The organism is Streptomyces aurantiaciflavus (genome assembly GCF_049808595.1).
GTDB lineage: Bacteria > Actinomycetota > Actinomycetes > Streptomycetales > Streptomycetaceae > Streptomyces.
Genome location: NZ_JBNCAQ010000004.1, coordinates 74,216 through 86,926, shown reverse-complemented (window position 1 = coordinate 86,926; position 12,711 = coordinate 74,216). Strand labels below are relative to the sequence as shown.

At 73.5% G+C, this 12,711-nt stretch carries 5 protein-coding genes; 3 read left to right on the top strand and 2 right to left on the bottom strand.

What is annotated here, in order from left to right; genetic code table 11:
• Positions 1-74: 74 nt before the first annotated feature.
• Entirely contained in the window at positions 75-1,619 is a 1,545-nt protein-coding gene (locus tag ACPT94_RS05365; protein WP_360336097.1) for an alpha/beta hydrolase, read from the bottom strand.
• 74 nt (positions 1,620-1,693) lie between these two features.
• On the bottom strand, positions 1,694-4,399 hold the full coding sequence (locus ACPT94_RS05360) for a lysylphosphatidylglycerol synthase transmembrane domain-containing protein (protein WP_360336095.1): 2,706 nt from the start codon (positions 4,397-4,399) through the stop codon (positions 1,694-1,696).
• Positions 4,400-4,584: 185 nt separating this feature from the next.
• On the opposite strand from ACPT94_RS05360, the gene ACPT94_RS05355 reads away from it, so the two are divergent.
• The 3 genes from ACPT94_RS05355 (at position 4,585) to ACPT94_RS05345 (ending at position 12,711) form a co-directional block, all read left to right on the top strand.
• On the top strand, positions 4,585-5,025 hold the full coding sequence (locus ACPT94_RS05355; RefSeq protein WP_425245235.1) for an MGMT family protein: 441 nt from the start codon (positions 4,585-4,587) through the stop codon (positions 5,023-5,025).
• Positions 5,026-5,345: 320 nt separating this feature from the next.
• A complete protein-coding gene (locus ACPT94_RS05350; RefSeq protein WP_425245234.1) occupies positions 5,346-8,960 on the top strand; it encodes an ATP-dependent helicase in 3,615 nt (1,204 codons plus the stop codon).
• 136 nt (positions 8,961-9,096) lie between these two features.
• On the top strand, positions 9,097-12,711 hold the full coding sequence (locus ACPT94_RS05345; RefSeq protein WP_425245233.1) for an ATP-dependent helicase: 3,615 nt from the start codon (positions 9,097-9,099) through the stop codon (positions 12,709-12,711).

The window sequence follows — 12,711 nt, the reverse complement described above, 5'->3', positions numbered from 1 at the left end:
ATCGAGCCACGCTCGTACGGGCCTGTGGATAACCGTTTGACCTGCGGATTTGTCAGGCGGGTGGGGGAGGTGCGTCATGAGCAGACCGTCCCCGCGGCCGGCACCTTCCCGTCGAGGAGGTAGCCGTTCACCGCCGACTGCACGCACTTGTTCTTGCTGTCGTACGCGCCGTGCCCCTGCCCCTTGTACGTCAGCTCCACCCCGACGCCCCTGCCCAGCGCGGCCACCATCCTGCGCGCCCCCTCGTACGGGGTCGCCGGGTCGCCGGTGTTGCCGATGACGAGGATCGGCGCCGCCCCGGGCGCCCGCACGTCGGGATGGTCGGCGGCGCCCGGCACCGCCCAGTCGGTGCAGCTGACCATGCCCCAGGCCAGGAAGTCACCGAACAGGGGCGAGGCGGACCGGAACTCGGGCAGCCTTCTCTCCACGTGGCCGACGGAGTAACGCGGCTTGTCGTCCGAGCAGTTGATGGAGGCGTTGGCGGCGGCGATGTTGCTGTACTCGCCGTTCTCGCTGCGCCCGTTCATCGAGTCGGACAGCAGCATCAGGATCCTGCCGTCGCCGGCGTAGGCCTGCTCCAGGCCCTCGGTGAGGTACTCCCAGAAGTCCTGCGAGTACAGCGCCTGCGCGATGCCGTTGGTCGCGGCGCTCTGGGTCAGCTCGCGCGGGAAGATGCCCGGGATGGGCTTGCTGTCGAGGTCCTTCAGCAGTTCGGCGATCCGGTCCTTCACGTCCTGCGCGGTGTCCCCGACGGGGCAGCCCTCGGTCTTCGACGCGCAGTCCTCGGCGAAGTTGTCGAGCGCGCGCTGGAACCCCCTGGCCTGTCCGAGCGCGCCCTGTTCGGGCGTCTGCGTGGGGTCGACGACCGCGTCGAAGACGGCCCGCCCGACGTTGCGGGGGAACAGGTGGGCGTACACGCCGCCCAGTTCGGTGCCGTAGGAGATGCCGAAGTAGTGCAGCTTCGTGTCGCCGAGGACCTGGCGCATCAGGTCCATGTCGCGGGCCGCGTCGGTGGTGCGCACGTGCGGCAGCATCCTCTTGGAGTTGTCCTCGCAGGCCTCGTTGAACTCCTTGGTGTTGTCCAGGAGCGTCGTGCGCTCGACGGAGTCGTCGGGGGTCATGTCCTGCTGGAAGTAGGCGTCGAGCTGCTGGTCGTTCTCGCAGCGGACGGGGGCGCTGCGGCCGACCCCGCGCGGGTCGAAGCTCACCAGGTCGTAGCGGGTGCGCAGGGCCGCGTAGTCCTCGCCGAACGCGGGCAGCGTGGTGACGCCGGAGCCGCCCGGGCCGCCGAAGTTGAACAGCAGCGAGCCGATCCGCCGGCTCTCCTCACCACTCGCCTTCGCCCGGATCAGCGCGATGCCGATCGTGTCGCCCTCGGGGTCGTCCCAGTCCAGCGGTGCCTTCATGGTGGCGCACTGCCACTCGTCGCCGTTCGGCAGAGGGGACGGCGGGCTGCCGCCGCCCTCCGCCTGGGACGGGGTCGGGCAGCCCTCCCACTCCAGCTTCTGCGTCGCCAGATCCTCGCCGCCGGACTCGTCGCCGCAGCCGGCCACCGGCGAGCACAGCAGGAGGGCGGTCGCGGTCAGGGCGGCGGCGCGCAGGCGGGAGGGACTGGGCATGCTCCCATCCTGGGGCCGTGCCCGCCCACGCGCGCGGGACGCGGTCCGTACGAGGTACGCCCGCTGCGGCGTCCCTAGAGGGCGCCCTTGCGCGTCAGGTGGTTGAAGGCCAGCCAGCCCGGCAGCACCGGCAGCCACAGCGTCAGCAGCCGGAACAGCAGGACCGCCGGAGCGGCGACCTCCTTGGGGAGGCCGACGGCGATCAGACCGACCGTCAACGTCGCCTCGACCGCGCCGACACCGCCCGGCGTCGGGGCGGCCGAGCCGAGCGCGTTGCCGGCGAGGAAGACGACGGCGACGCTGGCGATGCTGATCGACGTCGCCTCGTCACCGAACGCGCGGATCGACGCGTCCAGGCACATCACGAAGCAGGCCGTCAGCAGCAGCATGCCGCCGATGCCGGTGACCAGCTTCTGCGGCCGCTGCAGCACGTCCAGCATGCGCGGTACGACACCCGCGAAGAGCGACCTCACGCGCGTGACGACGAATTTCCGCAGGAACGGCACCGAGGTCACCACGAGCACGAGCACCGCCACCGTCAGCAGACCCGCGATGACCGTGCGGGACGGCGACAGCGACGGCGTCTTCTCGGTACCGGTCAGATAGCCGAAGGACAGCAGCATCAGGATGTGGCAGCCGAGGCCGAACAGCTGGGAGGCGCCCACGCTCGCCACCGCGAGCCCCGGCCGCACTCCCGCGCGCTGCAGGAAGCGCGTGTTGAGGGCGACGCCGCCGACCGCGGCCGGCGCGACGATCTTCACGAACGACCCGGCGACCTGCGCCGCCACGGTCCGCGGGAAGGGCACCCGCTCCGGCACGAACCCCAGCAGGCTCATCGCCGCGGCGAGGTAGCTCAGCGCCGAGAACAACACCGCCGCGGCGACCCAGCCCCACTCGGCGTTGGCGATCAGCGGGCCGAACTCGATGTGAGTGAGCTGCGTCAGCAGGAAGTACGCGCCGATGGCGCCGGCGATGAAGCTGATCAGGGTGCGTGGCCGCACCCGCTCCAGCCGGGCGGGCTCGACCGGCGCCTGGGGCCGGATCCGCAGCACCTCGTGCCGGATCTGCGTCAGCAGATCCTCCTCGCGGGCCTCCTCCAGCGCCTCGTCGATGGCTCGTTTCTCGGCCCGTGCCTCCGCGCGCTCGGCCTTCTTGGCGGCCTTGTCGAGGGCCGGTCGCGTCTCGTCCTCGGCCGCCTCGTGACGGGCCTGCCTGGCCTGCCGGGACGCCTCCAGCACCGCCTCGCGCTCACGCTCTGCCCGCTCCCGGGCCAGTCTGCGCAGCGTCGCGCGCGTGGAGCGGCTGAGCGCGATGGGCTGCAGCATCGGCAGACAGTCCGCCACGGCGTCGGGGCCGAGCACGCTCACCGCCGAGGCGACGGCGCGCTCGGCGCCCACCCGCAGACCGAGCGTCACGAGCAGCTGGGAGGTGTCCATGCGCAGCAACAGGTCACCGGCCGCGATCTCGCCGACCCGCAGGTCGGTGAGGATCACCGTGCCGGAACGATCCACCAGGACCGCGTCACCCACCAGCCTGCGGTGCGCGATGCGCCGGGACTGCAGGGCGCGCACCTGGTGCCAGGTGTCGCGCAGCAGCTCGTCGGTGATGTCCTCGTCCGGCAGCGAGTCCAGGGTGCGGCCGCCGGTGTGCTCGTAGACGAGCATCACGGCGTCGGGACCGAGTTCGGAGGTCGCGATCAGCTTGGGCGCGTTGGCCCCGGCCGCGATGGCCGCGTAGGCCAGCAGCGCCTCCTGCTCCAGCGCCTGGCGCAGCGACTGCAGGCTGCTGCGGGTGGCGAAGCCGCGCAGGGTCAGATTGCGCCACGCGCGGTAGAAGAAGCCCTGTGCCTGCTGCTCCCGGTCGACCACCGTGACGTCCAGCGGCGGACCGTCCTCCAGGGTGACGAAGTAGCGCCGGCCCCGGTCGCCGGTCTCCGGCGTGTCCGAGACCTCCTGGCGGGCCGCGCTCACCGGGCGGAAGCCGACGTGCCGCAGACCCGCCATCAGCGTCCGTCCCGTGGGGCGGACGTTCGGCGAGCCCACCGCGTACAGCGTCCCGTAGGCGACCATCCAGCCGATCAGCACCGTCAGGATGATCGAGAACGGCGTCGTGTAGCCGGTGACGAGCATCGAGAACGCGTCGAGGAGCAGCACGATCCACAGCACCGCGCGCCATCGGGGCCGGCGTGACATGCCGACGGCCGTCATGTACGCGATGACCGGCGCGAGATAGCCGTGCACGGGGTCGGTGAGGGCGTTGAGGTCGCCGGGGGAGGGCTGGGTAAGCGCCTCCTGGATGGACTCGGGGGCGGCCTTGGCCACCCACAGGTCGGTGGCGAGGGTCACCCCGTGCGCGAGGACCGCCGCGAGAACGCCGTCGGCGATGCGCAGCCCGTCCCGCTTGATCAGCCGCTCGATGGCGAACGCCACCGGCACCAGCAGGATCGCGATGCTGGACGCCAGCCCCGCGATCTTGATGAGGAGGTCGGGTGCCTGCCCGGTGCCCTTGTTGATGTCCTGTTCCAGGCCCGAGGTCGTCCCGTGCGCAAAGGCGGCGATGGCCAGCAGCACGATCACCCCGAGCACGCCCACCAGCAGCCGCATCAGGTCGGAGGGGCGGTGCACGCGCGCGGGGAGCAGCGGTTCGTCGCCCTCCACCTCGTCGATGTGCGTCACGTCGACGAGGTCGGAGGCCTGTTCCGCCGCGCGGGCGCTGTCCGGGCGCGACGCGGCGTCAGAGGTGCCCTCCGCGTCATCGGGATGCACACCCTGCTGCTTCATCGTCTCTTCTTGATCTCGTATCACCGGTCACCGCCCGCACGATGGTGGCATGCCCCACCGACACACGGGGGCATCAGGGTGCAAACGCGGGGCGCACAGTCTGCCCGAAGCGCCGCGCGGGGGCGAGGGCCACCCACGGTGGCGGGCCCGTCGCATTGTCGGTGGGGTGGGGCAGGATGGGACGGATGAGCGAGCAGAGCCTTCCGGACGACGCCCGCCCGGAGTACACCGACGCGCTGCCGGAGTACGCCGAGCGGGTCCTCGACGTCGCCGAGCTGATCCCGCCCGGGCGGGTGATGACGTACGGGGATGTCGCCGAGTGGCTCGCGAGTGAGGACAGCGAGCGCGAAGCGCTCTCCGGCAAGGGTGGTGGTGAGAGACGGGTGGGAGGCCCCCGGCAGGTCGGCCGGGTGATGGCCCTCTACGGAGGAGCCGTGCCCTGGTGGCGCGTCGTGCGCGCCGACGGGGTGCTGCTGCCGGGCCACGAGTTGCGGGCCCTGGACCACTACCGCGCCGAGGGCACGCCCCTGAAGGAGGCGAGCAGGGCCGCCGAGGGCCATCTGCCGCGCCTCGACATGAGACGCGCCCGATGGGACGGCGGCGAACACACGGAGGGTCACACCTGACAGCTTCCGCCATCGGACCCGCCCAAGGGGACCCCGTTCCCCGTTCGGGGGAAACGGGGCACCACCGCGACATGGCGTACGTTCGAGAGTCGAGGGACACACGTGGCTCGCGGGGCCCACGGGCCGGGAGGGAAGAAGCGGAAGCCTCTCTTCCGGGTCACCCGTCGGCGTAGCGTCGCGGGCACACGTCCCCCTCATACCGCGACCACCGCCCTCCACGAGCGGCGGTCCTCCGACCCACCACCCGACCACCACCCCCCGACGACGGCGCGCCGCGCCGGCAGTGACGACCTGCACACCCACCAGGACCGGCGAACCACGTGAGCTCCTCTTCCTCCACCAGGCGCCTGTCGCCCCCGCACGGGCGACAGGGGAGCCGTGGCGCTTACCGACTGGTACGTACCCCGCCGGCCCAGGTGGTCCCCCCTCGTCTGGACGCCGCACAGCGCTCCGTGGTTGACCACGCCGCCGGCCCTCTCCTCGTCCTCGCAGGCCCCGGCACCGGAAAGACCACGACCCTCGTCGAGTCCGTGGCGGCCCGCGTCGCCCGTGGCGGCGACCCCGCGCGCATCCTGGTGCTCACCTTCAGCCGCAAGGCCGCCGTCGAACTGCGCGACCGGATGGCCCTGCGCATGGGCGCCGCCCGCGCGCCCCAGGCGACCACCTTCCACTCGTACTGCTACGCCCTGGTCCGCGCCCACCAGGACAGCGACCTGTTCGTCGAGCCGCTGCGGCTGCTGTCCGGCCCCGAGCAGGACGTGGCCGTCCGCGAGCTGCTCGCCGGCCAGCTCGACCTGCAACGGCTCGGCCTCGCGCACGTGCGCTGGCCGGACGACCTGCGCGCCTGCCTCACCACCCGCGGCTTCGCCGACGAGGTCCGCGCGGTGCTCGCCCGCAGCCGCGAACTCGGCCTGGGCCCCGAGGCCCTGGACGCGTTCGCCCGCCGCATCGGCCGCCCCGACTGGCGAGCCGCGGCGACCTTCCTCGCCGAGTACCTCGATGTCCTCGACCTGCACGGCGTGATCGACTACGCGGAACTCGTCCACCGCGCGGTCCTCCTCGCCCACCGCCCCGAGGCCGCCGAGCGGCTCGCCGCCCAGTACGACGCCGTCTACGTCGACGAGTACCAGGACACCGACCCGGCCCAGGTGCGGCTCCTGCACGCCCTCGCCGGCGGCGGCCGCACCCTGGTCGCCTTCGGCGACCCCGACCAGTCGATCTACGCCTTCCGGGGCGCCGACGTGAACGGCATCCTCGAGTTCCCGCGCGCCTTCCCACGCCCGGACGGCCGCCCGGCCCCCGTCGAGGTCCTGCGCACCTCCCGCCGCTCCGGCGCCGCGCTGCTGGCCGCGACCCGGCTGCTGACCCAGCGCATGCCGCTGACCCGCCTCCCGGCGGAGAAGGTCCGCGCCCACCGCGACCTCGCCCCGGTGCGCGACGGCGGCCGCGTCGAGGTCCACACGTACCCGACGCCCGGCACCGAGCTGGACAACATCGCCGACATCCTGCGCAGGGCGCACCTGGAGGACGGCGTCCCCTGGCGCGAGATGGCCGTGCTGGTGCGCGCGGGCTCCCGCACGATCCCGACGGTCCGCCGCGCCCTCACGGCCGCCGGCGTCCCGCTCGACATCGACGGCGACGACCTGCCCCTACGCCACGAACCCGCGGTGGCGCCCCTGCTGACGGCCCTGAGAGCGGTGGCCACGGCAGAGGCGGCGGCCACCGGGGCGGAGGAGACGGTACGGGCGGAGGGGGCCGCACGGGCGGAGGAGGCTGCCGAGACTGCCGCCGTACCGACGGGCGAGGGCACCGGGGTCCCTGCCGCTCCTGCGGAGGACGGCACGGATGCTGCCGCCGCCTCTTCGGAAGGGGGCGCTGCTGCCGCGCCTGCGGGGGAGGACGCCGAGGCTGCCGCCGCGCCTGCGGACGGGGACGCCGAGGCTGCCGCCGCGCCTGCGGACGGGGACGCCCAGGTTGCCGCCGCCGGCGGGGAGGAGCCCGCCGGTTCTGCCGCTGACGCAGGGGAGCCTGGCCCCGCCGCCGCGGACCCCTGCTGGCTCGACACCGAAACCGCTCTCACCCTCCTCACGTCGCCCCTCGCCGGCATGGACACGGCCGACCTGCGCCGCCTCGGGCGCGCCCTGCGCGAGGAGGAGCGGGCCGCGGGCAACCCACTGCCACCCCCCTCGGACGAGCTGCTCGCGCGGGCGCTGGCCGAACCGGAACGCCTGGTCACGCACGACCCGACGTACGCGCGCGGCGCCCAGCGTCTCGGCGCGCTGCTGCGCAAGGCCCGTGAGCGGCTCGCGGGCGGCGGTACGGCCGAGGAAGCGCTGTGGGACCTCTGGGAGGGCACGCCCTGGCCCACGCGCCTGGAGCGGGCCGCCCGGCGCGGCGGCGCGGCCGGCCGCAACGCCGACCGCGACCTGGACGCCGTATGCGCGCTGTTCGCCACCGCCGCGCGCGCGGAGGAGCGCACCGGCGGCCGCGGTGCCCTGAACTTCCTCGCCGAGATCGAGGCCGAGGACATCGCCGCCGACACCCTCACCCGCCGTGCCGTGCGCCCCGACGCCGTACGCCTGATGACCGCGCACCGCGCCAAGGGCCTGGAGTGGAGCCTGGTCGTCGTGGCCGGCGTGCAGGAGGGGCTGTGGCCGGACCTGCGCCGCCGCGGCTCCCTGCTGGAGGCCGACCGCATCGGCCGTGACGGCCTCGCCGAACCGCTCACCCCGGGCGCTCTGCTCGCCGAGGAACGACGCCTGTTCTACGTGGCCGCCACGCGCGCGCGTGAGCGCCTCGTCGTGACGGCGGTCAAGGCGCCCGCGGACGACGGCGACCAGCCGTCCCGCTTCCTCACCGAACTCGGCGTCGAGCCCAGGGACGTCACCGGCCGCCCGCGCCGTCCCCTGTCGGTCGCCGCGCTCGTCGCCGAACTGCGGGCCACGACGGTCGACCCGCGCGTGTCCGGCGCCCTCAGGGAGGCCGCCGCCCGTCGCCTCGCCCGCCTCGCCGCCCTCGCCGACGAGGACGGCCGGCCCCTGGTGCCGTCGGCGCACCCCTACCGCTGGTGGGGCATGTTCGAGCCGACCGAGAGCAAGGTGCCGCTGCGCAACCGCGACCAGCCCGTCGTGCTCTCCGGCAGCGCCCTCGACCAGCTCGCCAACACCTGCGCCCTGCAGTGGTTCCTGGGGCGCGAGGTCAAGGCCGACGCGCCCGCTACCGCCGCCCAGGGCTTCGGCAACGTGGTGCACGTCCTCGCCGACGAGGTCGCCTCCGGGCACACCCCGGCCGACCTCGACGTCCTCATGGAGCGCCTCGACTCCGTGTGGAACGCGCTCGCCTTCGACGCGCCCTGGAAGTCGGCGCAGGAGAAGCAGAACGCGCGCGTGGCGCTCGAACGCTTCCTGAAGTGGCACGTCATGGACCGCACGGGCCGCACACCGGTGGCGAGCGAGCACGACTTCGACGTCACCCTCGAGGCCGGCGACTACGAAGTGCGCATCCGCGGCCAGATGGACCGCGTCGAGACGGACGGCGAGGGCCGCGCCTACGTCGTCGACTTCAAGACCGGCAAACAGGCACCCACCGCGCGCGAGGTGGAGCGCCACCCCCAGCTCGCCGTGTACCAGCTCGCCGTCCGTGAGGGCGCCGTCGACGAAGCCTTCGACGGCGTACGGCCCGAACCGGGCGGCGCCGAACTCGTCCAGCTGCGCCAAGGCGCCGCCCAACGGGACGGCGGTGACAGCCTGCCCAAGGTGCAGGCACAGGAAGCCCTTGAGGGGGCGGCGGAGGAGTGGGTCGGCGAGCTGCTCGCCACCGCGGCCGGCAAGGTCCTCGACGAGCGGTTCACACCGACCGCCGGACAGCACTGCACACACTGCGCGTTCCGGGCGTCGTGCAGCGCGCGGCCCGAGGGCCGGCACGTCGTGGAGTGAGCACGTCGCAGGCGGCGCGCCGAGCAGCGATCGCACCGGTGTGATCGACCGCACCACACGCGATGACCTGCGCTTCTTCGAGCACGACGAGGTGATGTGTCATCGACTGTCAGTGCCCGCCGCTAGCCTCTCCGACATGCCCGCCCGTATCACCGACCCCGAGCAGCTCAAGGAGCTCCTCGGTATCCCCTTCACCCCGGAGCAGACGGCCTGCATCGTCGCGCCGCCCGCCCCGCAGGTGATCGTGGCTGGAGCCGGGTCGGGCAAGACGACCGTGATGGCCGCGCGCGTGGTGTGGCTGGTCGGCACCGGCCAGGTCGCCCCCGAGGAGGTCCTCGGCCTGACCTTCACCAACAAGGCCGCCGGCGAACTCGCCGAGCGCGTCCGCAAGGCGCTGATCAAGGCCGGCGTCACGGACCCCGACGTCATCGACCCGGACAACCCGCCCGGCGAGCCCGTGATCTCCACGTACCACGCCTTCGCGGGCCGCCTGCTGACCGATCACGGTCTGCGCATCGGCCTGGAGCCGACGTCCCGGCTGCTCGCCGACGCCACCCGCTACCAGCTCGCCGCGCGTGTGCTGCGCGAAGCCCCCGGCCCCTATCCGGCGCTGACCCGCTCCTTCGCCGACCTCGTCAGCGACCTCCTCGCCCTCGACGCCGAGCTCGCCGAGCACCTCGTACTCCCCGAAGACCTGCGCACGTGGGACGCCGGGCTGCTGCGCACCCTGGAGGGCGCCAGGCTCACCAACGCCGACCTGCGCAAAGTGCCCGAGACCGCCGCCGCCCGGCGCGAACTCGCCGACCTCGTCCTGCGCTACCGGGCCGCCAAACGCGAGCGTGACCTGCTCGACTTCGGCGACCAGATCGCCCTGGCGGCGCGGCTCGCCGGCATCCCCGAGGTCGGCCGCATCCTGCGCGACGAGTTCCGAGTGGTGCTCCTGGACGAGTACCAGGACACGTCCGTGGCCCAGCGCATCCTCCTCGCCGGCCTCTTCGGCGGCGGCACCGGCCACCCGGTGACCGCCGTCGGCGACCCCTGCCAGGCGATCTACGGCTGGCGCGGCGCCTCCGTGGCCAACCTCGACGACTTCCCCGAGCACTTCGCCCACGCCGACGGCCGCCCCGCCGCCCGCCAGGCGCTCAGCGAGAACCGCCGCAGTGGCGGCCGCCTCCTCGACCTCGCCAACGGCCTCGCCGAACCCCTGCGCGCCATGCACGCGGGCGTGGAGGCCCTCCGCCCGGCCCCCGGCGCCGAACGCGACGGCGTGGTCCGCTGCGCTCTCCTGTCCACCCACGCCGAGGAGATCGACTGGATCGCCGACTCCGTAGCCCACCTGGTCAACACCGGCAAGGCGCCCGGCGAGATCGCCGTCCTGTGCCGCACGGCCACCGACTTCGCGCAGATCCAGGGCGCGCTGGTCGCCCGGGACGTCCCCGTCGAGGTGGTCGGCCTCTCCGGGCTGCTGCACCTGCCCGAGGTCGCCGACCTCGTCGCCGTCTGCGAGGTCCTCCAGGACCCCGGCGCCAACGCCTCCCTCGTCCGCCTGCTCACCGGCCCACGCTGGCGCATCGGCCCACGCGACCTCGCCCTCCTGGGACGGCGGGCCCGGCTGCTGGTCTCCCACGCGCGCGGGGACGACACCGACGACCCCGACCGGCGGCTCGCCGAAGCAGTCGAGGGCGTCGACCCGTCCGAGGTGATCTCACTCGCGGACGCCCTCGACACGTTCCTGGAAACCCCCCTGAACGGAGCCGCCGGGGACGACGACGGGCTGCCCTTCTCCCCGGACGCGCGCGTGCGCTTCGCCCGGCTCGCCGCCGAACTGCGCGACCTGCGCCGCTCCCTGGCCGACCCCCTCATGGACGTCCTGCACCGCGTTCTCGCCGTCACCGGCCTCGAGGTCGAACTGTCGGCCTCCCCGCACGCCCTGGCCGCCCGCCGCCGCGAAACCCTCTCCAACTTCCTCGACGTCGCCGCCTCCTTCGCCGCCAACGAGAGCGAGGCCGGCCTGCTCGCCTTCCTCGGCTTCCTGCGCACCGCCGCCCAGTACGAGAAGGGCCTCGACAACGCCCTGCCCGGCGGCGAGAACACCGTCAAGGTGCTCACCGCGCACAAGTCCAAGGGCCTGGAATGGGACGTCGTCGCCGTCCCCGGCCTGGTCACCGGCACCTTCCCCAGCGGCCAGGGCCGCGAGAAGTGGACCGCCCAGGCCAAGGTCCTGCCGCACGAACTGCGCGGCGACGCCGACACCCTCCCCGACATCGACGCCTGGGACTCACGCGGCATGAAGGCCTTCCACGAGGCCATGAAGGACCACCAGCACACCGAGGAACTCCGCCTCGGCTACGTCACCTTCACCCGCCCCCGCTCCCTCCTCCTCGGCTCCGGCCACTGGTGGGGCCCCACCCAGAAGAAGCCTCGCGGCCCGTCCGCCTTTCTCCAGGCCCTGTACGACCACTGCGCGGCCGGCCACGGCGAGATCGAGGCCTGGGCGGACGAACCGGAAGAAGGCGCGGAGAACCCCACCCTCCACCGGCCCACCGCCGACCAGGTCTGGCCGCTGCCCCTCGACGAAGCCGCCCTGGCCCGCCGCCGCGCCGCCGCCGAGACCGTCCTCACCCACCTGGACGACCTCGCCTCCCCCGCGGACGCCCTCGACACCTACGACGACCCGGACTGGCCGCTGCCGCCGGACGAGGACGAGCCCCCACCCGTCGAGCCGCCGTACGAGGAAGCCCCCTACGACGAGTCGCTGTACGAGGAAGCCCCCTACGACGAGTCGCCGTACGACGAATCCCCGTACGGCGACTTCCCCCACGACGAAGACGGGTTCCCCCACGACGCAGCCGTCTCCCCGCAGGACACCTCGCCCCCCTGGGACGAGTGGACCCCCACCCGCCCAGCCGTCCCTCACCAGGCCAAGGCCCCCGAACCCCCCGCCGCGCGCCCCCACCCGCCCGGGCCGCGACGTACCCCCCTCACCCCCGAGGAGGCCCGCACCGTCGCCTCCTGGGACCGCGACCTCGACGCGCTCACCGGAGAACTCCTGCGCACCCGGCAGAGCGTCACGGACGTACCCCTGCCGACGACGCTCACCGCCTCGCAACTGCTGCGCCTGGCCGCCGACCCCGACGGCTTCGCGCAGGAACTCGCGCGCCCCATGCCACGCCCCCCGCAACCGGCCGCGCGCCGGGGCACCCGGTTCCACGCGTGGGTGGAGGCCCGCTACGAGGAACTCACCCTGCCCCTCCTCGAGCCGGAGGAGCTCCCCGGCAAGGACGCGGAGATCACCGACGAACACGACCTGCAGGCCCTCAAGGACGCCTTCGAACGCACCGAGTACGCCCACCGCACGCCCCACCGCGTCGAGGCCCCCTTCCAGCTCACCCTCGCCGGCCGCGTCGTACGGGGCCGTATCGACGCCGTCTACAAGGAAGGCGACGGCGAGACGGCGACCTACGAGATCGTCGACTGGAAGACCAACCGGGGCCGCACCGCCGACCCGCTGCAGCTCGCGCTGTACCGGCTCGCCTGGGCCGAGCAGCACGGCATACCCGTGGAATCCGTCACAGCGACGTTCCTGTACGTGCGCACCGGCGAGGTCGTACGACCCGACGGTCTGCCGGATCGGGCAGAGCTGGAGCGCCTCTTGACGGACCAAGAGGCCTGCGACGACGGTCACCGGGGGCCCACCGGGCAAGGAAACCGTACGGAACCGCCCGGCGAGGATGTCGGCGCGGGCCGATAG

What these genes read in the sequence shown, in the direction of transcription:
- ACPT94_RS05345 (WP_425245233.1), top strand. Translation starts at nt 9,097, where the DNA reads ATGCCCGCCCGTATCACCGACCCCGAGCAGCTCAAGGAGCTCCTCGGT.
- ACPT94_RS05365 (WP_360336097.1), bottom strand. Translation starts at nt 1,619, where the DNA reads ATGCCCAGTCCCTCCCGCCTGCGCGCCGCCGCCCTGACCGCGACCGCC.
- ACPT94_RS05360 (WP_360336095.1), bottom strand. Translation starts at nt 4,399, where the DNA reads ATGAAGCAGCAGGGTGTGCATCCCGATGACGCGGAGGGCACCTCTGAC.
- ACPT94_RS05355 (WP_425245235.1), top strand. Translation starts at nt 4,585, where the DNA reads ATGAGCGAGCAGAGCCTTCCGGACGACGCCCGCCCGGAGTACACCGAC.